A 22,839-nucleotide genomic window follows, 5' to 3' on the forward strand; every position below is an offset into this window, starting at 1 on the left:
GGGGGGTGGTGCGGGGTGGCGGCGGAGTCGGGGTCGGGGGCCGGGTGGGGTGCGGTCAGATGACCTGGCCGTCGTGGCCGGTGTTGTCGTGGACGGGCAGGCCTGCTGCGGCCCAGGCGCGCATGCCGCCGGAGACGTTGGACACTTCGATGCCGCGGGCGGCGAGGAGTTCGGCGGCCTTCTGGGAGCGGTTGCCCGAGCGGCAGATCGCCAGGACCGGGCGTCCCTGGGCCGCGGTGGGAAGGTCGGCCGCGGCGGCGACGGCGATGAGCGGCTGCCAGCCGGCGCCGGGGGCGTGGCCGGCGGCGTACTCGTCGGCCTCGCGGACGTCGAGGAGGACCGCCTCATCCGCCCGAGCACGCTCGTGGGCGTCGGTGACGGAGATCTGTGCGGGGCCGGGGGTACGGGCGAAGAGCGGCATGGGGGTCCTCCAGGGAGCGCAATGGCGGGTCCGGGTGCTCGGTCTGCCGCAGCGGAGCGCGCTGCGGGTGACCGGTCCCGTGGCGGTCGGGGTCTGTCCGGGATGCATGCGCTCCTCCTTCCGGCAGATACCCATGGGGGTATGATTCCTTCCACCACCATATACCCCCCGCCGTATCCCTCGCCCCGATCCCGCCCCCAGGGCACCGCCACCCCACAGACCACCCACGTGACACCGGGCACACCGGCAGAACCCCCGGAAATAATACCCCCGGGGGTATGGTTCGATCTGGTGCCGCACCCCTACGGCCACAAGAGGAGACCCCACCGTGTTCTTCGCCCAGTACTACCTCGACTGCCTGTCCCAGGCCTCCTACCTGATCGCCGACGAGACCACCGGACAGGCCGTGGTCGTCGACCCCCGTCGCGACGTGGACGAGTACCTCGCCGACGCCGACGCGCGCGGCTTCACCATCGTCGGTGTCATCAACACCCACTTCCACGCCGACTTCCTGGCCGGTCATCTGGAGCTGGCCTCCCGCACCGGGGCCTGGATCGGCTACGGGCAGCGCGCCCAGACCGAGTACCCCATCCGCAGGCTCACCGACGGCGAACGCATCACACTCGGCGACGTCACCCTGCAGATCCTCGAAACCCCCGGCCACACCCCCGAGTCGGTCAGCGTCCTGGTCCACGAGCACGCCGACGACACCACCCCCTACGGCGTGCTCACCGGCGACGCCCTGTTCATCGGCGACGTCGGCCGCCCCGACCTCCTCGCCTCCCTCGGGGCGACCAGCGACCAGCTGGCCCGCATGCTCTACGACAGCGTCCAGCGCAAACTCATGGCCCTGCCCGACGACGTCCGCGTCTTTCCCGGCCATGGCGCCGGCTCGGCCTGCGGCAAGAACCTGTCCACCGAACGCCAGTCCACCATCGGCGCCCAGCGCGCCACCAACTACGCCTGCGCCCCCATGAGCGAAGACGACTTCGTCGCCCTCGTCAGCGGCGGACAACCCTCCGCCCCCGCCTACTTCGTCCACGACGCCGTCCTGAACCGCAAGAACCACCCCCTCTTCGACGCAACCACCGCGCCTTCGCCGCTGGACGCCGCCGACTTCCTGACCCGCCGCACCGCCGGTGCCGTCGTCATCGACGCCCGCGATCCGCAGGACTTCGCCACCGGCCACCTGGACGGCTCGGTCAACGTCCCGATCGACGGCCGTTTCGCCGAGCAGGCGGGCACCGTCGTCGCCGCCGACCGCGACATCCTGCTCATCACCCCCCACGGACGCGAGGAAGAAACCGCCACCCGCCTGGCCCGCATCGGCTTCGACCGCGTCACGGGCTACCTCCACCACCCCGAGGAGGCCTTCGTAGGCGTCCCCGACCAGATCCAGCCCGCCTCACGCCTCACCGTCGCCCAACTCCGCGACGCCCTCACCGGCCCCGTCCCACCGGTCGTGATCGACGTACGCGGCGCCGGCGAACGCGAAGAGGGCGCCATCCCCGGCTCCCTGCACATCCCACTGGCCGAACTGCCCCACCGCACCGACGAGATCCCCACAGACCAGCCCATCGTCGTCCACTGCGCCGGCGGCCACCGCTCCTCCATCGCCGCCAGCCTCCTGCGCCACCACGGCCACCACGACGTCTCCGACCTCCTCGGCGGCTACGGCGCCTGGCACACCGCGAACGAGCAGACCAACGCCTGACACCCCAGAGCCGGGGCGGCACACACCAACACCCGCCCCGGCACTGGTCGTCCACCGGACGACACCGGCGGCCGACCGCTGGGAATGACCGCGCACCCCGCCGGGTTGATACCCATGGGGGTATTTACGATGGGAGATCGACGAGCATGGCAACCATGGAACTGACCGGAGAGAACTTCAAGGAGGCGGTGTCCGGCAGCGGCACCACAGTCGTGGACTTCTGGGCCGCCTGGTGCGGACCCTGCCGCAAGTTCGGCCCCGTCTTCGAGAAGTTCGCCGACCGTCACCCGGGCGTCCTCTTCGGCAAGGTCGACATCGAGGCCCAGCCCGCACTGGCGCAGGCCTTCCAGATCACGTCCATTCCCGCCGTGGTGGCCATCCGCGACAAGGTCGTCGTCTACGCCAAGCCCGGCCCCCTGTCCGAGCAGGCCCTGGCAGACCTCCTCGCCCGGGCCGAAAGCGACGCGCAGGCATGACCGGCGATCCCTCTCAGCAGCAGCCGGCCGGTGCGGACAGCCGCGCCTGGGACGAGCGCTACGCCGCCCGCGACCTGGTGTGGGGCGCCGAACCCAACCGATGGGTGGCCCAGGAGACCTCGGACCTCCAGCCCGGCCGCGCCCTGGACTTGGCAGCCGGAGAGGGCCGCAACGCCCTGTGGCTGGCGTCGCGAGGCGGCTTCAAGATCGTCGCAAGCGGCATGCGCCAGTGCCTGGCTCCCGACGCCGAGCAGGCTCCTTCGATGACCGAGCAGGAGTTGGAGAAACTCTTCCTCGCCCTGGCCTGATCCGGGCGCGCCACGCTTCGGGGGCCGGGCGCCCTGGCTCACCACTGCTCACCGCGGGGAGCCGGTCACCAGCTGACGGGGAGGGTGAGAGGTGACTTGCTCGGGGAGTCGTCCTCCCAGATGGGTTGGTGGCCTTCGGCCAGGCGCAGGTCCGGTAGCCGGTCGAACAGCGCCTCCAGGCATACGGTCATCTGGGCCCGTGCCAGGTGGGCGCCGATGCAGTTGTGGGTTCCCCGGCCGAAGGTGAGGTGGGGGTTGTCCGCGCGGCACAGGTCGAGCCGGTCGCCGTCGGTGAACACATTCCCGTCGCGGTTGGCCGCGGCGAGCACGGGCAGCACGGCGTCGCCGGCATGGATGGTCCGGCCGTGCAACTCGATGTCCTCGACGGCCAGGAGGACGACGACACCGTTCATCACCGGCACATAGCGCAGGAGTTCCTCCACCGCCCCGGGCATGAGGTCGCGATGGTCGCGCAGGCGGGCGTACTCGCCCGGCAGGGTCAGCAGGGTCAGCACGGCGTCGGCCAGGAACATGGTGCTCGTGCGGTAGCCGGCGACCAGCATGGACAGCCCGAAGCTCACCGCGCTCTCGTGATCGAGAGTGCCGTGCTCGCATGCGCGGACCAGTGTGGTGAGCATGTCGTCACCCGGCTCGCGCCGCTTCCGGTCGAGCAGCGAGGTGATGTACTCGCGCAGGTGGGAGGTGGCCTCGCGGCCCTCCTTCAGCGTGAGGATGGCCCCGAGCGCGGCGTCCGCCTTGGGCAGGAAGTACTCGCTGTCCTCGTAGGGGATGCCCACCAGGTCGCACATCACCATGACGGGGAAGGGCTCGAGGAACCGGACGACCAGGTCGCCGGGCTGGTCGCCACCGACGAACGGATCGAGCAGATGGTCGGCCGACTGCCGGATGCGCGGCAGCCGGCTCCGGATGGACCGGACGCTGAAGGGCTCGCTCAGGGCTCTGCGCAGGGCGGCGTGCCGGGGGCCTTCCAGTTCCATCATCGTGATCAGGCCCGGCTCGTCGCCGGGGGCCTGGCCGGGGCGCGGCGGCCAGTCGGTGATGCTCGGCCTGATCAGCCGGGGGTCGGCGACCAGTTCCTTGACGTCGTCGTACCGGGTGGCGTACCAGGCGGTGGCGCCGATCGGCAGTCGGATCCTGGCCAGCGGGCACTCCTGGCGCAGCCGGCCGTACTCCTCGGGCGGCCCCATGGTGCCCGGCGGCGGGAGGGGCATGTCGATGACGGGCACGTCGACGTCGGGTTCCGGCGTTGTGTTCACGGGTGGGCCTCCCCTGGTCGTGTGCACTCGTGCCCCATGGGTCTGCGGACCGGTTCACCAGGTGACCGGGAGGGTCAGCGGTGACTTGGTGACGGATTGGTCGTTCCAGAGGGGCTGTTGCCCGTCGGCCGGCCGCAGCCGGGGGAAGCGGTCGGACAACACCTCGATTCCCACGGTCAGTTCGGCGCGTGCCAGGTGGGCGCCGATGCAGTTGTGGGGTCCCCGGCCGAATGCGAGGTGGGGGTTGTCCGCGCGGCACAGGTCGAGCCGGGCGGCGTCGGTGAACACGCTCCCGTCGCGGTTGGCGGAGGCCAGTACGGGGATGACGACGTCGCCCTGGTGGATGTTCTGCCCGCCCACCTCGATGTCCTCGGTGGCCTGCAGCAGCACGGTGCCGTTCATCACCGGCATGTACCGCAGGATCTCCTCCACCGCCGCGGGCATGAGGTCGCGGTGGTCGCGCAGGCGGGCCCACTCGTCAGGCCGTTCCAGCAGGGTGTGCACCGAGTCGGCCAGGAAGAAGCCGCTGATGCCGAAGCCGACCGTGAGCATGGACAACCCGAAGGCCATCACGTCCTCATCGGTCAGTGTCCCGTCCTCGCACTGGCGGACCAGCAGGGTCAGGACGTCGTCGCCGGGCCGGTGTCGCTTCTGTGCGATCAGTTCGGCCACGTACTCGTGCAGCAGGTCGGTGACCCTGCGTCCTTCCTCGGAGGTCACCATGTCGTCGAGGGCCGCGGCCAGGACCGGAAGGAACCAGTCCCGGTCCTGGACGGGGATACCCACCAGGTCGCACAGCACGAGCAGCGGGAACGGTTCGGTGAATCCGGCCACCAGGTCGCCGGGGCGGCCGCCTTCCTCGAACTCCTGCAGCAGGTGCTCGGCGAGTTCGCGGATGCGCGGCAGTCGGTCCCGGACGGCTCGGGAGCTGAACGCCGAAGCCACGGCCCTGCGCAGCGCCAGGTGCCGGGGGCCTTCGAGTTCCGCCATGGTGACCAGGCGCGGCCCGTCGTCGGCAAAGTCGGGACGGGACGGCCAGTCGTTGATGGTCGGCCTGATCAGGCGGGAGTCCGCGATCAGCTCCTTGACGTCCTCGTACCGGGTGGCGTACCAGGCAGTCGCGTCCATCGGCATCCTGACTTTGGCCACGGGGCGGCTTGCGCGCAGCTGTGCGCACTTCTCCGGCGGCCCCATGGTGCCCGGCGGCGGGAGCGGGAAGTCCAGGACTTCCGCCTCCGGGCCGGGCGTCCGCGTGCTGGGGGGCTGTGGGGTCATACTCGCTCCTCTTCCGAGGGTGCGGCGGCTACGGGCGCTCGATGTAGCCGGTGGCGTAGAAGTACTCCAGGTAGCGGTCCAGCAGTTCCGCGTCGACCGGCGGGCAGTGCAGGCCCGTGGCGGCCAGGTCATGCTCGACGTTGGCCCGCCCCACGGTCGGGAAGGTGCCCTCGAAGTACATCTCCTTGACGGACATGTCCGCCTGCTTGCAGCGGTCCACGCACAGGGAGACGAACGGGGCGGTGGGGCTCGTGGGGTGCTGCGCGACGTGGCGGACGAGTTCGTCCACCCACTCCTCGTAGGGGAGCCGGTGGATCCGGTGGCCGCCTGCGTCCATCCGGTCGAGCATGTCGCCGAGGCTCGCCGGGCGGGGGTTGGTCATGTGGTAGGTCCGGTGGGTGGCGCGGTGCACGGTGGCGATGTGCATCACGGCCTCGGTGAGGAAGTCCACCGGGACAAAGTCCAGCGGGAGCGGGATATCGGGGGCCAGCCCGGTCTCGGTGATCGTCTTGAACAGTGAGCAGATCGCGGTGTCGGTGTTGCATGCGCCGGTGTGCCGGTCGCCGGTGATCTCGTACGGCCGGTAGACCGCCACCGGCAGGCCCTGGTCCGCGGCGTCGCGCAGGACCTCTTCGGCCACCCACTTGCTTTCGGCGTAGCCCATGGTGAGCTGGTCGGCGTGATCGAGCGGCAGATCCTCGTGGACGTGCCGTACGCCGGTGGTGCCGAAGCCGGCCAGCACCGCGATGGTGGAGAAGAAGTGCACGGGCACGGCACGCACGGCCGCCAGACGAATGAGCTGCCTGGTGCCCTCCACGTTGGCGCGGCGCAGCGCCTCGTACGGGTAGAGGAAGTTGACCTGCGCAGCGGAGTGGATCACCAGGTCGAGGGTGTCGGCGAGTTCCTCGGCGCGGCCTGGTTCCAGGCCGAGGCCGGGCTCGGCGAGGTCCCCGGGAAAGCACACGACGCGGTCGGCGGCCTCCGCGGTGGCGAGGTCGAAGCGGGCCAGGTTCCGCATCACCTTCTGCCGGGCGTGCGCTCCGTCGCGGCTGCGCACCGGGCAGTGCACACGGGCGCCGGTGCGGTGCAGCAGCCGGTCCAGCAGGAAGGCGCCGAGGAAGCCGGAAGCGCCGGTCAGCAGCACCTCCCGGGGGTGCTGCCAGTCCGGCTCCCGACCGCGTCGCGGCGGCAGGGTGAAGCCCAGCCGCGCCTCGGCACGGAAGTCCACGGCGCCGGTGTCGGGGGTCGCTTCAGCCTGCCGGTCCTGGACGGCGACGAGGGTGGCGACGGCGGCGCTGAAGTCCTCCAGAGTGGGTGAGCGCAGCAGGCTGCGGATCAGAGTGCGGCCGTGCCGGGCGTCGAGGTCGAAGGCGGCCAGGGTGCGGGTGACGGCCTCGGCTACCAGCAGGGAGTCGCCGCCGATGTCGAAGAAGCTGTCGCCGGGTGCCGGCTGCACGCCCAGCACCACCTGCCACACCTGCGCCAGGGAGTCCTGCGGGCCGGGTCCCGGTCGCTCCTTTCGCGCCGGGGCGGTGGCCGGCTTCGCCGCCGGCGTGCGCAGCCTGCGGCGGTCGACCTTGCCTCCCGCGGTCATCGGGAACTGCCCGACCTCCACCAGTCGCGCGGGCACCGCGGCCGGTGGCAGCCACGTCGCGAGACTGCCGCGGATGCGGTCCACCGGCAGTGCCTGGCCGGGCCGGGCCGGTGTCACGTACCCGATCAGGCTGTCGCCCTCCAGTTCGACAACGGCCTCACCGACCGCGTCGTCCGCCCGCAACCGGGCCTCTATCTCGTCCGGTTCGATGCGGTGCCCGCGCAGTTTGATCTGCCGGTCCGCCCGCGCCCGGTACTCCAGTACGCCGTCCACGCGCCGGACCACCCGGTCACCGGTGCGGTAGAGGCGGGTACCGGGCTCGAAGTGGTTGTCGACGAAGCGCTCGGCGGTCAGCTCGGGATCCCCGGGGTACCCCAGTGCGAGCCCGTCCCCGCCGACGAGGAGTTCACCTTCCTCACCGATGTCCGCGAGGGTGCCGTCCGCACGCACCACGTAGCAGGTGGAGTTCTCCAGCGGGCGGCCGATCGGCACCGCCGTCGCCCCAGGAGGCACATCCTGCACCAGGTGCGCGGTGGAGACCACGCTGTTCTCGGTCGGACCGTAGAAGTTGACCACGGTGGTGTCCGGGCAGGCCGCCAGTATCGCGCGGGCCAGTTCCGGATCCATCGCCTCCCCGCCGGCGGAGGCGAACCGCAGGGACCGCAGTGCGGACGGCCTGGTGCGCCCGATGTGGTGGAACACCCCCGTGGTCAGATAGGCGATGCTGATCCGCTCGGCCAGCAGCCGGGATTCCAGAGCGGCAGGTGACAGCAGCTCCTCCTGGTCGGCGATCACCACGCAGGCGCCGGCGAGCAGCGAGGACCAGATCTCGATGGTGGAGGCATCCGAGGAGAGGCCGTACGCGTGCAGCACCCGCTCGCCGGGCCGTGGCCGCTGCCACACCAGATCGGAGGCGGCCAGGCGGACCACTCCGCAGTGCGGGATCGCGACGGGTTTGGGGCGGCCGGTCGAGCCGGAGGTGAACATCACATAGGCGCAGTCCTCGGGGAGTACCCCGGCCCGCGGGACCGCGACCGGCGCGGTGGGCACCGTCCCGTTCAGGTCGATGCGGGTACGCACCCGCCGGATGCGGCAGACGCTGCCGGGCAGTGTCACCACGGTGTGCACCCCGGCTTCCTCGGCCATCGCCTGCAGCCGGCCGGGCGGTGAGGCGTCGTCGAGGGGGACGTACGCCGCACCGGTCTTGAGGATGCCCAGAAAGGCGACCAGTGCTTCCAGGGACCGGCCCCCGCACACGCCTACCCCGTCGCCGTGCCGCACCCCGGAGTCGAGCAGCCGGGCGGCCAGCGCGTCGGAGCGGACCTTGAGCTCGCTGTAGCTGATGCTGCGGTCGTGCTGTATGGAGGCGGTGGCCCGTGGGCGGAGTTCCGCCTGTGCGTCGAACAACTCGTGCACACAGCGATCACGCGGATACGGGGTTCCCACGTTCCAGGCCGCCTCCGCAGGCGTCATCGCGTCAGTGGCCATCGGGATGTCCCGTCTGTGCTGCACGTGAACCACCTGCTGCCCCGGAGGACTAGGTGTCGAACTCCGCGGCGAAGGCGGAGAAGTCGGCCGTCCTCCACTTCTGGGGCCGCATGCGGATGAGGATGTCGTCGGCCAACTGCTCGTGGTTGGCTGCCAGGTAGGCCGACGCGGTGTCAGTGTCCAGGTACCGGTGGGCCAGCGCCTCGCGCTCGGCCGGGGGCAGCGGATCCTCGATACCCACCACCGGCCCCTCCACGCTCACATAGCGGTACGGGGCCGACTCGTCCTGCACGCAGAGGCTGAATCGCCCCGCGTCGCGGATGAGGCGGGCCTTCAGCGTCTTCCGCCCGGTCTCGATCGCCACCAGCCCGCCGGGCCGGTAGGAGTACCACAGCGGAACCATCAACGGCCCACCGTCATGGCGCGGATCATCCACCCCCAGGATTCCCACGTGGAGGCCCGCAAGGAACGCTTCCCGGTCTTCGACCGACATCCTCAGATCCACGGGTACCACCTCGATCGGGCAGAGATTCGCGAACAGTGTTGGTCCTGGTGCGGAAGTTCGGGCCGATGGGGTGCCGTCCGGTCGGACCCGGGGCGGCCCTCGGCGGCGGGCCCGGGGCCCTGTCGTCCCCGGAGGGCGCCAACGGCCTCGGGCTTCCGGCGCCTGCGGAGACACGGGAAGCCTGGCCGGGCCAGATCCTCTCCCAGACTTTCATCACACCCGGGCGGTTCGCATCCCGGGCGACTGCGCACACGAGGCGCCCCCGCCTCCGGGAACCTCTGCGGTGAGCATGGCCGCGGGGCCCGCCCCGGTGAGTGGCAGGCCCGCATCCCTTGTCAGCAGTCGTGTCGGTGGTCGTCTATCGGTAGTCCTCGGGATGGGACTGCATCCAGGTGTTGACCATCTCGCGAGTGTCCAGCAGAAGCTTCTGGTGCCGTTCGAGGTTCGGGAAGGAATAGTCACCGTCGAGGGCGTCGTGCATCGCGTGGATCCGGGCAATGGGTTCGGCGAAGTGCCTGGTTTCCTTCGGACTGGCCTTCATCGAGTTGCAGAGATCGCCGAGATTGGCCAGCACTCGGGTGAGGAAGTACTCGCAGTTCCCCGGGGTGGTGCAGCCGTCGTCATAGGTGGCCTGGAGCACGGCGAAAGCGTCCCGGACCTGCGGCACCGCCGCTCCGGGCGCGGCATCCGTGGTCGGATAGCCGGCCGTCTCGGAAGGGCTTGCCGCCGCTGGGTCGGCGCCGGCGTCGCTGCTCACGGCTACGGTCGGCGCGGCCGCTGATGGAACCGTGCCCGGGGCCGCCGCCGTGGAGCCGCCATGCCCGGACGAGCATGCCGCCAGCAGGAGCGCCGCCGCCAGTGTCGACGCCGTACGACGCGCGGCTCGGACTGAACTCACGCTTTTCCCCCAGTGATCGACTTCTCGTGCCCCTGCATAGCAGCCCGAGCGACGCCCTGTCCAGCACTCACTGCTCGGTGAGCGGGACCATGTACCGGCGCGCAGGCACAAGCGGTGCTTTGGACCTACGGTGGTCGAAGAGGGGCGGGCAAGCCGAACCGGTGGTCGGACCGGTAGCGCGAAGGAGGCTGCGATGGAGGAGCACTTCGTCTGGGTGACGACGCGCCGCATTCGGCCGGGCACCCTGGAGGACTTCGAGGGGGCGTGGCGGCCCGGTCCCCACCCACAGGGTCTGCGCCGCGCTTTCGCGTACTGGTCCGAAGACGGACAGGAGATCACCGGGCTGTCGTTCTGGGACTCCAAAGAGTCATGCGACTCGTGGCGAACCTCCGAGTCGGAAGCGCAGCGGCGCGCCGCCATGGCCCCGTACGTGGTCGAGGAGCGGGAAGGCTTCTATCACGGCCGTGAACTCATCCTCCCCCACAAGTAGCTGAGCGGCACGGCTTTCAACCCCTGTGCAACCTGGTGAGGTTGACGCCGAGTCGGAGCCGCGCCGCACACGGGTGTCAGGCTGCCGGGGGACGCACCAACGTGTTCTCCCCGGAGCGGCCGGCGAGGTAGTCCTCGCCGAACGCTTGCTGCAGCAATGTACGCCGTGGCTCCACCCTCCGCAGAAGCGGCGGGTGGAGCCACCGGAGCCATCGGTCTCAGCTTCCCGCGCCCAGGTCGAAGACGATCCGGGCCTGGATCTCTGCGCGCAGTACGGCATCGATCGAGTCGTTGACGGAGACGAGCGGACGCGTCTCGTAGATGACCTTGGTGCGGCCGGCCGCGTGCAGTTGGAAGACCTCCGCGAGGTCCTGCCGCGTACCGACGATGGACCCGATCACCGAGGTGCCGTTGAGGACGGTGTCGAAGATCGGCACCTGGATCGTGCCGTGCGCGGGCATGGCCACCATGACCAGCTTCCCGCCGCGCCGCAGACCGGAGTTGACGGCCTCGAACGCGGCCGGGTTCACCGCGAGAGCGATCGCCGCGTGAGCGCCGCCGTGCCGTTTCAGCTCCGCGCCGACGTCCTGCTTGCGGGCGTCGATGACGATGTCGGCGCCGAGTTCGGTGGCGAGCTCCAGCTTGTCGTCGGTGACGTCGATCGCGGCGACCGTCGCGCCTGCGATCTTGGCGTACTGCAGGGCCAGGTGGCCGAGGCCGCCGACGCCGGAGATCGCGACGAGTTGCGTGGGCTTGACGTCGGCGACCTTGAGGGCCTTGTACGTGGTGACGCCCGCGCAGGTCAGCGGAGCGGCGTCGAAGGCGGTGACACCCTCGGGCACCCGCTGGGCGAAGTCGGCCCAGGCCAGCATCTTCTCGGCATAGCCGCCGTCGCAGCCGTAGCCGGTGTTGATCTGCTGCTCGCACAGCGTCTCCCAGCCGGACAGGCAGTGTTCACAACGTCCGCACGCCTTGCCCAGCCACGGCACCGCGACCCGCTGCCCCACGGTCAGATGGGTGACGCCCTCGCCGAGCTTCTCGACCAGGCCGACGCCCTCGTGGCCGGGCACGAACGGCGGGTTGGGCTTGACCGGCCAGTCGCCGTGCGCGGCGTGGATGTCGGTGTGGCACAGCCCGCAGGCCTCGACACGGATACGGACCTGGCCGGGGCCGGGCTCGGGATCGGGGCGCTCCTCGATGACCAGGGGCTCTCCGAAGGCTTGTACGACCGCTGCCTTCATGGTCTCTGCTCTCCTCAGCGGGGGCGTGTCAGTCGTGCGGGACGACGGCGACGGGGGCGGTGGCATGGTGGAGGACTGCGTGAGTGAAGGGCCCGACGTGGACACCGATGGCGGCGCGGCGGATACGGCGGCCCACGACGACCAGCGAGGCCTCCCGGGAGGCGTCGATCAGGAGGGTCGCCGGGCTGCCGAAGTGGGACTCCTCGACGACCTCGACGTCGGGGAACTTCTCCCGCCAGGGGCGCAGGACCCTCGTCAGGGCGGTGGCATCGCCCTGCGCCAGCGACTGGTGTGTTCCGGCGTCCAGAGGCATGCCGTAGGCGAAGTAAGGCGGCGGGTTCCAGCCGTGCACCACGCGCAGCGGCGCCTTGCGGCGTGCGGCGGCGTCGAAGGCGAACCCGATCAGCGTCTCATCGGGTTCGCCGATGTCGAGCCCGAGGACGACGGGGTGGAAGGGGGTGGCGGTGGAGGGGATGCCGGCAGCGTCCGTCTTGTGCTCGTCCGTGGCCTGCGCGCCGGCACGGACCAGGACGACCGGGTGGTCGGTGGATGCCACGACGGCTAGGCCGACCGAGCCGACCAGGAAACCGCCGATCCCGCTCAGGCCGCGTGAGCCGAGGACGAGCAGTTCGGCGTCCTGTGCCGCGCGGGTCAGGGCCTCGGCGGGCCGTCCGGTGAGCTGCTCGGTGGTCACGTCGAGGCCGGGGTGGCGCTGTCGCAGGCCCTCGGCGGACTCTCGCGGAAATCGCTCGGTCCAGTACTGACGGGTCTCGGCACCGAGGATCTGTGCCAGCGCCACGGGCTCGGGCATCGGCTCCCAGACCTGGACCAGCTTCAGCGGAAGTCCGCGCAGCTGCGCCTCACGGGCCGCCCACTCCGCGGCGGCACGGCTCTCGGGCGAGCCGTCGAGGCCCACGGTGATGGTGCGGGACATGATCTCCACCTCCTGAATCGGGGGACCCGATTCCAGTGTCGTGTTCAGGGGGTTCAGGGGTTTTCGGGGTTGTTCGGGGCAGGGACCGCTGGTTCCGCGGCCGGGACGAGGGACTCGTGTCGGGACGAGGTCTGTGTACAGGACGGCGGAGCGGACACCGGGCGAACTCCGTCCCGCCGTGGGGTCAGCGCAGCCAGACGTGGTCGCGGACGAACGGCAGCCGCGCCCACAGCCGGCCCAGGCCCCAGGTGGCGCCCGCGCCCGCGGCCGCCATGGCGATCAGCGCCGCCGCGTAGATCACGTGGTAGTTGACGATCGGATTCGTCGACATGGTCGGCGATCCGTCCGTCTGGTGCCTGGCCGGTGGCCAGGCGGCGATCCACATCAGCGCCAGCATCGCCGTACCCGCCGCCGCGGCCGGACGCAACGCCACACCTGCCATGACGGCCACACCGACACCGAGAAGACCGAGCATGAACAGCCAGTCCGCCCACCAGGCACCGGCCCACGAGTGGAACGTCGACGCCATCGGCCCCACCGCAAGGGAGCTGAGGAAGCCCCTCGTCGGCGACCCGCCGTCGATCCAGCCCTTGCCGGATGCCGTGGAGTAACCAAGGCCGAAGGTCTTGTCCAGGAACGCCCACAGGAAGATGAACCCGGTCACGATGCGCAGGGCCGCGAGGGCGTGGACCCCCGCGGTGTGTGTGACGGCATGTGCCGACACGGTGGACGTGGGGGCGGCGGCGGAGGCACGGTGCCGGCGGAAGGTCGGCAGGTGGAAGGCCGGGCCCCGGTGAGGATGCTCATGCGCGGCCATGACAGTGATCCCTTCGGGGATGTTCAGGTCGTCGTTCTCCTGACACGCCCTACTTTCCTCGGGTGCGCCGCATCGTGCCGGATGCCGAAGGTCTCGACTGGTGGGGCTGAACGTCCCTGTGCCGTGAGGCCCGATGCACCGGCGGGCCGGTGCATCGGGGATGGCGGCTTCCGGGCCCTTTGGTCCCCCTCCTGGGACCTGACAGCCCTGGGCGAGGGCTGCTTCTCACAGAAGTCTGGAGCCGCAGCCCTCGATCAGAAGGAGCGGAGCAGATGACTGCCAAGCATGCCGGTACCCGCCTCAGCACCGTGGTCGCCGTACGGGTGCGAGCGGACGGGGTGGTGGACGAGGAAGCACTGGCCTACGCCCAGGCCAAGGTCGACGCGGTTCTCAGCAGGCCGGGGCTTCCACCCGCCGGCGGTGAGGTGAGGATCACCAAGGCGGCGGCGCACCACACCGCGCAGCCCTGGTCCGCCGTGGCCGAGCTCGTCGTGGGGAACGCGTATGTGGTCGTACATGCCCAGGAGGCGACGGCGCATGAACTGGCGGACCGGCTGCAGAACCGGCTGCGTGGCCAGATGATGCGGGCTCTGCACCGCAGCGATACTGCCCGCAGGTCGGCCATGCCGCCTCCGTGGCGCAGCGGCCGAGCCGCGAGCTGACGGGAGCCGGGTGCGGGAGCGGGAGCGGACGAGAGTGGGGCATGACCCCCGCGGTGCCGCTCCCGCCCACTCGCCCCGATCCGTCATGACGGGTGGGTGTCAGTCGCGGTCGAGTTGGTAGGCGGCGAGGAGGAAGAGCCAGATCTCACTGACGGTGGGGAAGCACGCGATCGCGTGGCGCAGGCGTTTGAGCGGGACCTGGCCGGCGACCGCGACGGTCGCCGAGTGCAGCAGCTCGCTGACTCCCGGGCCGACGAAGGTCACTCCGAGCAGCACGTCCCGGTCGACGTCGACGACCAGGCGGGCCTGGCCCTGGTAGTCGTCGGCGTAGAGGTTGGCGCCCTGGGCGGCGTTGAAGGCGAGATCGACGATCTTGACGCGGTGGCCGGCGCGTTCGGCCTGCGCGGCGGTCAGGCCCACGGCGGCCGCCTCGGGGTCGGTGAAGAACACCTGCGGGACGGCGTGCTGGTCGGCGGTGGTGGCGTGATCGCCCCAGGGGGCGTCGTCCAGCGGGCGGCCGGCGGCACGGGCACCGATGGCGTCGCCCGCGGTACGGGCCTGGTACTTGCCCTGGTGGGTGAGGAGGGCTCGGTGGTTGACGTCGCCGAGGGCATACAGCCACTCCCCCTCTACGCCCTGGACCAGGCAGGTCGTGTCCACGTCCAACCAGGACCCGGGGGTGAGCCCGACGGTGTCCAGGCCGATGTCGTCGGTGCTCGGGGTACGCCCGGTGGCGAACATGACCTCATCCGCCTCCAGCTCGCCACCGTCGTCAAGGGTGAGGGTGACGGGTCCGCCGGGATCCGGGCGGCGCAGGGCGGTCACCTGCACGCCGGTCCGCACCTGCGCCCCCGCGTCGACGAGGCCCTGGGCGACCAGCTCGCCCGCGAAGGGTTCCATGCGGGGAATCAGCCCATGGCGGGCGAGCAGGGTGACCTGAGAGCCGAGGCCCTGCCACAGGGTGGCCATCTCCACGCCGACGCCACCGCCGCCGACGATGGCAAGGCGGCCGGGCACGGTACTGGAGTCGGTGCCATGGCGGTTCGTCCAGGGCCTGGCTTCCCGGATGCCCGGGATGTCGGGCAACGCGGGTCGGCTGCCCGTGGCGACGGCCACCGCGTGCCGGGCACTGAGGGTCTGACGTGATCCGTCGTCCCGGGTGACCGTGACGCGGCGGCGGCCGTCGAGGCGGCCGTGGCCGCGGTAGAGGTCGGCGCCGATGGACTTGACGAACCGGGCCTGTCCGGAGTCGTCCCAGTCGGTGACGTAGCGGTTGCGGCGGGCGAAGACCCGGTCACTGTCGGGCCGGCCGGTGACAGCCTGCCGGGCTCCGTCCACACGGCCGGCGTCGGCCACCGCGATGACCGGCCGCAGCAGCGCCTTGCTGGGAACGCAGGCCCAGTAGGAGCATTCGCCACCGACGAGTTCCCGCTCCACGACGGCTACGGAGAGGCCGGCTGCGCGGGCGCGGTCGGCGACGTTCTGGCCGACCGGTCCGGCGCCCAGCACGATCACGTCATAGGGGGTGGTTTCGGGGGTCTCGTGCGGTTGGCTCATTGCTTCCTCGCATCACGGTCGGTGCTGATCCCGAGCTGTCCGGGGGCTGCTTGACGACGGTCGGCGTCGTGCTCGCGGAGCTGGTCGCCGCGGTCTTGGTTCGCGCGAGCCGGGTGGTCTGCCGACGACGGTCTCCGCCGATGCATCCGGGCTCCCGTCGTCGGCGGCACCGGCTGCTGGAGCCGCCCTGAGCTGCGTCTCGGCGATGTGCGCGCTCTTATGGACGTGTGAGCCGACGATCACCACTCGCCATTGTTGCCCTCGCCGGTGGCGTTCGCCAGCCGTCCACGGACGGAGCCCCTCCGACCGGAACGATGACCAGGCATGCGTTTTGCGCTCCGCGAAAGCCGCCCTGCACGAGCCGTGGTACCGGTACGTTCACGCTCCCGAGACCGTCTTTTCACCATCGGGAGGGACAGTGCTGGTGCTGGAGGGTAAGGCCGCCGTCGTCACGGGTGGTTCGCGCGGGATCGGCCGGGCGATTGTCGAACGTCTGTGCCGTGATGGGGCGAAGGTGGTCTTCACCTACGCGACCAACGAGGAAGCCGCAGCCGAAGTCGTCCGCACCGTGCAGGCGGACGGCGGCCACGCCCACGCCGTGCGCCTTGACCTGGCCGATCCGGGTGGACCGGAACAGCTGATGAAGACCGCCGAGGCACATCTCGGCGGCCTGGACATCCTGGTGAACAACGCCGCGACGGTGCATACCCCGACCCCTCTCGCGGAGACCGACGCCGCGGTGTTCGACAACGTGATGGCGGTCAACGCACGCTCGGTCTTCCTGACCATCCGTTACGCGGCCAGGCAGATGCGCGACGGAGGCCGGATCGTCAACATCTCCTCGCTGAACACCGTTCGGCCCGCCCCGGGCATCGGCCCCTACGTCGCCAGCAAAGGCGCGCTCGAGCAGCTGACCGCGGTCGCGGCCCGGGAGCTCGGACCGCGCGGCATCACCGTCAACACCGTCTCCCCCGGCGCGACAGACACCGAGATGCTGCACGGATCCAATCCCCCACAAGCTCTGCAGGCGGTCACCGGCATGACGCCCCTCGGACGACTGGGGCAGCCGTCCGACGTGGCCGATGTCGTCGGATTCCTCGTCGGCCCGGACGGCCGGTGGGTCACTGGTCACAACCTGCGGGCGACGGGCGGTCTGGCCTGACTCCCCTCGGTGCCGTCATTCATGCCGGCACCGCGCGCAACTCGACTGCTGGCTGGGCGGCTTGCCGCCGCTCGATCGGGGACCGCTGCTCGCATCATGCCGCCATGGCGTCCCGAGGTGGAGTTGTTTCCGCCTCGGGGCCTGTGGTCCGCCGGCACGAAGTACCTCCCGGGATGTGGTTGGTGAAACCCGCTCGACCTGGTGACCTCTTTCAAGAGAACCTACGCGCATGGAGTTCCTCTGCTACCACCGTGACCGGCCCGGCTCCGTAGCGCTGCGCGACGAGCTATTGGAAGAGCACTGGTCCTATATGGACCGGTATGCGAAGGAGATGATCGCCCGGGGGCCGACCCTCGCCGACGACGGCGACACCCCCACCGGCAGCGTGCACATCCTTGATCTGCCCGATCCCGCCGCTGCCCGCGCGTTCGCTTTCGACGAGCCGAACTACCAGGCCGGCGTCTACCGGGACGTACTGCTGCGACGGTGGCGCAACACCCTGGGGCGCACCATGTGGGACTTCCCCGGAGGCCGGACCGGCGGCAACCGCTACCTGGTGCTCGGCCTCGGCGCGGGGCAGGCCGCCGACCTTGCGGTGCCGTCCGACCGGGACGAGCTGATCGCCTACGGGCCGCTGCTTTCCGACGACGACGCCACCTGGCTGGGCACCGCGGCGTTGGTCCGGGCGCCGGACCCGGACACGGCACGCGCCGTCCTGACCCCGGACCGGTACGCCGACATCGAGGTGCACAACTGGCAGTTCGGCGGGCGGCAGTGAGGGCCTGAGGACGTCCGTAGACGTCACCGCCGAAGCCCTTCGGGTCGCTCAGCGCCCTCGTGTTCCGCCCGAACCCGCGGATGCGACGGCCTGACCCACACCGGTGTCGGCCCCTTTGGCGCCCGGGTCAGACCCGTCCGTGGGTGGAGTGTTCGGAGGGCCGCACCAAGGAACTTCTGCAGAAGTCGGCCAAGGACGGCAGGTTGTTCCAGGTGCAGGTCGTGTCCGGTCGCCGTGCAGGGCCCTCTCAACCGATCGCGCGAAGGACACCGCCGGGTTGGCGGCGCAGGCTCTCCACGGCCTGCGTTGTCGTCTCGTCGGCGGGCAGGAGGACGACCAGGTCCTGCGCGTCGGCGCGTGGCAGCTCCAGCCGTTCTCGCTGCCACCGCAGCTCCTGCGCGGTGGGGTGGTTGAGTCGAAGCGGGACCTGCGGTGGGGGCAGGTGGCGGTTGAGCCGGCGGGTGAACTCCTGCCCGGCGAGGGGGGCGAGTTCGGCGGTGAACCACTCGGAGGTCTCCACGGACGGTCCGAGCCACAGGTCGAAGGCCTGTTCATCGGCCACCTGGTCCCAGTCGGCGAAGAACGTCCGGGCTCGCGGATCGGTGAACACATAGCGTGTCAGATTCGGCTCCCGGGTCTCCAGCAGCCCGCTTCCGCGCATCACCAACTCGAACCCGTTGGTGTGTGCGAGTACGTCGCCCAGGCGGTTGGTGACGAACGCGGCAGCAGGCTCGAGGAGTTGGAGCATCCCCAGCACTGTGGGACGGACATGGCGGCTGGGCGGCGCCGGCCGCCGGTGCCCGGTGCAGGCTCCGCCGGTGATTTTGGCGAGGTAGCGGAGGTGGTCGCGTTCGGCGGCGTCCAGGCTCAAGGCGTCGGCGAGCGCGTTGATCACGGCGGGTGACGGGTTGCGGTCGCGTCCCTGCTCGATGCGGGTGATCCCTGCCCGCCTCCGTCGGCGCCCGACCGGCGCGGCCCACGGCCACCGCCGCGGGTGTGCCGTGCCGGTGGACCAGGGCACTCCCGCAGCAGGTCCGCCGCAGACTCGTGCGGCACCGGGAGCCGGCTTGTGCCTGTGAACGTGCGTGCCAGTGGAAGCCGTTCGTGGCCAGGCCGGCTCGTTGTGCGTACGAGCGGTCCGCTGGCGGGAAACGGCCACGGCGCAAAACCGCCTCGGTCCATCATCGCCGCGCCATCCGTCCGTCTGCCAAGGTGGCGCCACCGCAGCACCAACCGGCTTCCGTAGTGAGCCGTTCGGGCCGTGCGGGTGTGGGTGGATTCGGCAGACATGGCATCGGCGGCCAGAGACCGGTGCCAAGAGTTGGGAGAGCGATGCGCGCGATATCGCGTACAGCCTTGGGGGCGGCGACAGCCGCCGTCCTGGCCGTCACCGCGGCCGTGCCCTCCGGGGCGACGCCCGGGGACACCGCCGCACAGAAGAAACCTCTGATCGGAAGCTCCGCAGCCGCGGCGCGCGACGGCGCGGGGTCCGTCGTCACACTCGTCACCGGCGACCGGGTCCTGGTCACGAAGGACGCGTCGGGGCGAAGCTCCGCGACCGTGCTGCCTGCCACGGACGGCAGCACACCGCTCGTCCAGACCCGGCTGGTGGGCAAGGACCTCTACGTCTACCCGGAGAGCGCCACCGCGGCGATCGCCGCGGGCCGTGTCGACCAGGAGCTGTTCAATGTCACCGGCCTGGTACGCCAGGGCTATGACGATGCGCACTCCGATGCGGTGCCGCTCATCGCCGTCTACGACAAGTCCGTCGACGTCGCCCGCAGTATGCCCGCGACCCCGCGCGGCGCGGAGCGTGGCCTCGTCCTCGACGCGGTCGACGGCGTCGCGCTGAAGGCCGACAAGAAGAAGGCCGCCTCCTTCTGGGCGGACATCAGCAACCCGCGCTCCCGGGCGGCCGGTGCCCTGAAGAAGCTGTGGCTGGACAGCAAGGTCCAGGCCACCCTCGACAAGTCGACGCAGCAGGTGCACGCCCCCGAGGCGTGGGCCGCCGGGTACGACGGCAAGGGCACCAAGGTTGCCGTGCTCGACACCGGCGTCGACGCCGAACACCCCGATCTCAAGGGCCGTATCAGCGCCTTTGAGAACTTCACCGACTCGCGCGACACCACGGACCATCAGGGTCACGGCACACACACCACCTCCACGGTCGGCGGCACCGGCGCGGCAAGCGACGGCAAGAATCGGGGCGTTGCGCCGGGTACCGAGCTGCTCGCGGGCAAGGTGCTCAACGACTCCGGCTACGGCGCCACTTCGTGGATCATCGCGGGTATGCAGTGGGCCGTCGACCAGCACGCCGACGTCGTCTCCATGAGCCTCGGCAACCCGGCCCGCACCGACTGCTCCGACCCGATGGCCACAGCCACCGAGGAACTGGCCCGCAGCAACAAGAACACCCTGTTCGTGATCGCGGCAGGGAACACGGGACCGTCCCTCAACTCGGTGTCCTCGCCCGGCTGTGCGCCGAGCGTGCTCACCGTGGGCGCTGTCGACCGGGACGATTCCACCGCGTGGTTCTCCAGCCGTGGCCCCGCCTACGGCTCACACACTCTCAAGCCCGAGATCGCCGCGCCCGGCGTGGACATCTCCGCCGCCGCCGCGGGCGGCCGAGGCATCTACGCGTACCGCAGCATGAGCGGCACGTCGATGGCGACCCCGCATGTCGCGGGCGCCGCCGCCCTCGTCAAGCAGCGCCACCCCGACTGGACCGCGCAGCAGATCAAGGCCGCACTCGTGTCCTCCGCCGACAGCGCCATCCCGGGCGACGTCCGCGAGACCGGTGGCGGACGCCTCGATGTGAAGGCCGCGATCGACCAGACCGTGCTCAGCACCCCCGCGGTGCAGGGCGGCAGCTTCAACTGGCCGCAGGGCAAGGCCGACCGCACCACGGTCGACGTGCCCTACACCAACAACACCGACAAGCCCATCACGCTGAACCTCAGCGTGCAGGGCGTCACCGGCAACGACGGGTCCGCCGTCCACTCGGCCCTCGCCAAGCTGAGCGAGAAGTCGGTGACCGTGCCGGCCGGTGCCACCGTCAAGGTGCCGCTCCAGCTGGACCCGTCCGCCTCGCTCAAGGCGAGCCAGTACGGAGACATCACGGGCCGCGTCATCGCCACGGACGGCAAGGCCGCCGTCTCCACGCCGTTCTCGCTGTACGTCCAGCCGCAGACCGTCAGCCTTCACGTCAAGGTCGTCGACCGCAGCGGCAAGCCCGCCGCCGGCTCCTCGTCCCTCGACCTCATCGGCACGGACGACGCGACCGGTGAGCGGCGCTACAACGACGGCGCCGCCGAGCAGACGTTCCAGGTGCGTCCCGGCAGCTACTTCCTCTCCTCCTTCATCACCACGCCGGACAGCGACAGCGACATGGTGAACTCCGTGGCATACGCGGCCCGCCCGCAGCTGGAGATCGCCAAGGACACCACCGTCGTCCTCGACGCGCGTCAGGCCCACCGGCTGTCCGTGCGCACCGACCGGCCCACCGAGGACCGCAACGCCACGCTGGCTTTCGCCCGCTCCTGGAGCGGCAGTTGGCTGCACGCGGGCTCGCTGAGCGGCGGACGCTCGGTCAAGGGCTACTACGCCGATATCGAAGGCCGCGCCCACGAAGGCGACTTCGAGTTCGGTAGCTACTGGCGCCGGTACGCCCCGCAGATCACCGACTTCGGGGTCGTCGACGGTCCGCGTCTGCACCCGGTCACCGGCAGCACCGGCTCCGTCAACCTCGACGGCACCGGGAAGGCCGAGGTCGTCGACGCGGGTGCCGGCACCGCCGCGGAGCTCGCCGCGGCCCAGGCCAAGGGCAAGATCGCCCTGGTTCGTGTCCCGGACGGCACCACCTCCGTCCTGCAGCAGGCCAGGGACGCCCAGGCGGCCGGAGCCGTCGCGCTCGTCGTCCACCATGACTCCGCCGCGCGTTGGTATCCCAGCATCGGCTACACCGGCGGTTTCCTGCCCGTGCTCGGCCTTCCCGCGGACGAGGCGAAGGCCGTCCTGGACCGGCTGACCTCGGGCCCGGTCACCCTCGACTGGCAGGCCACCGCCGCGAGCCCGTACGTGTACAACCTCGCCTTCCCGGAGAACGGTCCCGTCAACTCGGACCGTGCCTACCGCGTCCGGGACACCGAACTCGGCAGCACCGAGGCCACCTACCACGGCATGGGCGTGGCCGGCGACTACCTGGACCTGGTCACTGCGCACCGGCCGAACGCCGATGTCCCCCTGACCGGCGCGTTCGACCAGGTCGCGGTGCCCGGCAAGCGAACCGAGTACTACTCGACGGGCGACACCGGCTTCTCGCAGTCGCTCTCCAGCAGTTTCCCCTGGGGCGAGTTCATGATGGGCGCCGCCCACACCTACAAGGCTGGAGCGCAGCGCACCGAAAGCTGGTACGGCGGCGTCCTCGCCCCGACCACCCCGCGCGACGCCTCGGGCAAGGAGCAACTCGCCGCCGAACGGCAGGGCAACCTCATCGGCGTCGCTCCCGGCTTCTGGGGCGACAGCGAACACGCCGCAATGCAGGGCTCGTTCGGCGACACCGGCTCGATGACACTGCGTATCAACGGGCAGGAGGCCGGATCCAGCCCCTTCCCGTCCGGTGTCTTCGACGTCCCGGCCGCCGACTCGGCGTACGAACTGACCCTGAGGACAGCCAAGTTCGGGCAGCCTGCGCAGGTGTGGAAGCGGTCCACCTCGACGGAGACCACCTGGTCGTTCCGCTCGAAGCTCGATGAGAATGTGTACTCGCAGGGCCTGCCCCTCCTCTTCCCGCAGTACCAGCTGCCCGAGGACGGGCTGAAGACGCTGGCCGCGCAGGACGGGCAGCACATCACCCTCGGCGTCACCGGCCACGCCGGTTACCAGCCCGGTGCTCTGCGGGCGGCGAAGCTCTCGTACTCCTACGACGCGGGCACCACCTGGACCGAGGCGGCGACCGCCGAGCACAACGGAGCCTGGACCGCGACGGTGAACCACGCCGGCGCCTCCGGCAAGCAGGTCACCCTGAAGGTCGAGCTGACGGACGCGAACGGCAACTCCGTCACCCAGACCGTGACTCGGGCCTACGACGTGCGGTAGTTCCAGGTCACCCCCCCCCGGATGACTGCCGGGCGGCTCCCCTGCGGGGGTGCCGCCCGGCGTCTTCTTGGTCGCAGGAACGGCGGTCGGAGGCATACCGCCGGGTCAGTGGTCTCTGGCTCGTGCCTCGCTGCGGTAACGGTCCA

General features: G+C 70.7%; 19 protein-coding genes. 8 read left to right on the plus strand and 11 right to left on the minus strand.

Annotated features, from left to right (window positions below; all coding sequences use genetic code 11):
* Positions 1-55: 55 nt before the first annotated feature.
* Positions 56-421 (minus strand): rhodanese-like domain-containing protein, encoded by a 366-nt coding sequence (locus tag BIV24_RS10205; RefSeq protein ID WP_071365912.1) that lies wholly within the window; start codon positions 419-421, stop codon positions 56-58.
* Positions 422-749: 328 nt separating this feature from the next.
* On the opposite strand from BIV24_RS10205, the gene BIV24_RS10210 reads away from it, so the two are divergent.
* The 3 genes from BIV24_RS10210 (at position 750) to BIV24_RS34790 (ending at position 2,919) form a co-directional block, all read left to right on the plus strand.
* Positions 750-2,135, plus strand: a complete 1,386-nt coding sequence (locus BIV24_RS10210; RefSeq protein WP_071365913.1) for an MBL fold metallo-hydrolase — start codon at positions 750-752, stop codon at positions 2,133-2,135.
* 155 nt (positions 2,136-2,290) lie between these two features.
* On the plus strand, positions 2,291-2,611 hold the full coding sequence (locus tag BIV24_RS10215) for a thioredoxin family protein (protein ID WP_245766736.1): 321 nt from the start codon (positions 2,291-2,293) through the stop codon (positions 2,609-2,611).
* Positions 2,608-2,919 (plus strand): class I SAM-dependent methyltransferase, encoded by a 312-nt coding sequence (locus BIV24_RS34790; RefSeq protein WP_071365915.1) that lies wholly within the window; start codon positions 2,608-2,610, stop codon positions 2,917-2,919. Before BIV24_RS10215 ends, BIV24_RS34790 begins: the two co-directional genes overlap by 4 nt.
* A 65-nt stretch (positions 2,920-2,984) precedes the next feature.
* On the opposite strand, the gene BIV24_RS10225 is transcribed toward BIV24_RS34790, so the two are convergent.
* The 5 genes from BIV24_RS10225 to BIV24_RS10245 form a co-directional block, all read right to left on the minus strand.
* Positions 2,985-4,196 carry a cytochrome P450 gene (locus tag BIV24_RS10225; protein WP_245766737.1) on the minus strand — a complete coding sequence of 404 codons (1,212 nt, stop codon included), beginning with the start codon at positions 4,194-4,196 and terminating at the stop codon, positions 2,985-2,987.
* Positions 4,197-4,250: 54 nt separating this feature from the next.
* The gene (locus tag BIV24_RS10230) at positions 4,251-5,471 is read right to left on the minus strand and encodes a cytochrome P450 (RefSeq protein WP_071365916.1); all 1,221 of its coding nucleotides are present in this window, start codon (positions 5,469-5,471) and stop codon (positions 4,251-4,253) included.
* A gap of 28 nt (positions 5,472-5,499) precedes the next feature.
* A complete protein-coding gene (locus tag BIV24_RS10235) occupies positions 5,500-8,577 on the minus strand; it encodes an amino acid adenylation domain-containing protein (RefSeq protein WP_245766738.1) in 3,078 nt (1,025 codons plus the stop codon).
* A 25-nt stretch (positions 8,578-8,602) separates the two neighbouring features.
* Positions 8,603-9,046: a pyridoxamine 5'-phosphate oxidase family protein gene (locus BIV24_RS10240; RefSeq protein ID WP_071365918.1), complete on the minus strand. Its 444-nt coding sequence runs from the start codon at positions 9,044-9,046 to the stop codon at positions 8,603-8,605.
* A gap of 370 nt (positions 9,047-9,416) precedes the next feature.
* On the minus strand, positions 9,417-9,956 hold the full coding sequence (locus BIV24_RS10245) for a hypothetical protein (protein WP_071365919.1): 540 nt from the start codon (positions 9,954-9,956) through the stop codon (positions 9,417-9,419).
* Between the two features lie 193 nt (positions 9,957-10,149).
* Here BIV24_RS10245 and BIV24_RS10250 point away from each other — a divergent pair, with 193 nt between their 5' ends.
* Positions 10,150-10,446 carry a hypothetical protein gene (locus BIV24_RS10250; protein ID WP_071365920.1) on the plus strand — a complete coding sequence of 99 codons (297 nt, stop codon included), beginning with the start codon at positions 10,150-10,152 and terminating at the stop codon, positions 10,444-10,446.
* Between the two features lie 217 nt (positions 10,447-10,663).
* On the opposite strand, the gene BIV24_RS10255 is transcribed toward BIV24_RS10250, so the two are convergent.
* The 3 genes from BIV24_RS10255 to BIV24_RS10265 form a co-directional block, all read right to left on the minus strand.
* A complete protein-coding gene (locus BIV24_RS10255; RefSeq protein ID WP_071365921.1) occupies positions 10,664-11,686 on the minus strand; it encodes a zinc-dependent alcohol dehydrogenase in 1,023 nt (340 codons plus the stop codon).
* 28 nt (positions 11,687-11,714) lie between these two features.
* Complete coding sequence (locus BIV24_RS10260) at positions 11,715-12,620, minus strand: universal stress protein (protein WP_071366024.1); 906 nt, start codon at positions 12,618-12,620, stop codon at positions 11,715-11,717.
* A 184-nt stretch (positions 12,621-12,804) separates the two neighbouring features.
* Positions 12,805-13,437 carry a DoxX family membrane protein gene (locus BIV24_RS10265; protein WP_071365922.1) on the minus strand — a complete coding sequence of 211 codons (633 nt, stop codon included), beginning with the start codon at positions 13,435-13,437 and terminating at the stop codon, positions 12,805-12,807.
* 272 nt (positions 13,438-13,709) lie between these two features.
* On the opposite strand from BIV24_RS10265, the gene BIV24_RS10270 reads away from it, so the two are divergent.
* Entirely contained in the window at positions 13,710-14,099 is a 390-nt protein-coding gene (locus BIV24_RS10270) for a hypothetical protein (RefSeq protein ID WP_071365923.1), read from the plus strand.
* 99 nt (positions 14,100-14,198) lie between these two features.
* Here BIV24_RS10270 and BIV24_RS10275 read toward each other — a convergent pair whose 3' ends face one another.
* Positions 14,199-15,656: a dihydrolipoyl dehydrogenase family protein gene (locus tag BIV24_RS10275; RefSeq protein ID WP_071365924.1), complete on the minus strand. Its 1,458-nt coding sequence runs from the start codon at positions 15,654-15,656 to the stop codon at positions 14,199-14,201.
* A 424-nt stretch (positions 15,657-16,080) separates the two neighbouring features.
* Between BIV24_RS10275 and BIV24_RS10280 the strand changes: the two genes are divergently transcribed.
* Together BIV24_RS10280 and BIV24_RS10285 are read left to right on the plus strand one after the other, a co-directional pair.
* Complete coding sequence (locus BIV24_RS10280; RefSeq protein ID WP_071366025.1) at positions 16,081-16,818, plus strand: SDR family NAD(P)-dependent oxidoreductase; 738 nt, start codon at positions 16,081-16,083, stop codon at positions 16,816-16,818.
* A 229-nt stretch (positions 16,819-17,047) separates the two neighbouring features.
* Positions 17,048-17,596, plus strand: coding sequence for a YciI family protein (locus tag BIV24_RS10285; protein ID WP_071365925.1), 549 nt, complete (start codon positions 17,048-17,050; stop codon positions 17,594-17,596).
* A gap of 247 nt (positions 17,597-17,843) precedes the next feature.
* On the opposite strand, the gene BIV24_RS10290 is transcribed toward BIV24_RS10285, so the two are convergent.
* Positions 17,844-18,617 (minus strand): helix-turn-helix transcriptional regulator, encoded by a 774-nt coding sequence (locus BIV24_RS10290; protein ID WP_079168138.1) that lies wholly within the window; start codon positions 18,615-18,617, stop codon positions 17,844-17,846.
* Positions 18,618-18,928: 311 nt separating this feature from the next.
* Between BIV24_RS10290 and BIV24_RS10295 the strand changes: the two genes are divergently transcribed.
* A complete protein-coding gene (locus BIV24_RS10295) occupies positions 18,929-22,693 on the plus strand; it encodes a S8 family serine peptidase (RefSeq protein ID WP_071365926.1) in 3,765 nt (1,254 codons plus the stop codon).
* The last annotated feature ends 146 nt before the right edge of the window (positions 22,694-22,839 follow it).

Origin of the sequence: Streptomyces colonosanans, from assembly GCF_001866645.1 — a bacterium.
Lineage (GTDB): Bacteria > Actinomycetota > Actinomycetes > Streptomycetales > Streptomycetaceae > Streptomyces > Streptomyces colonosanans.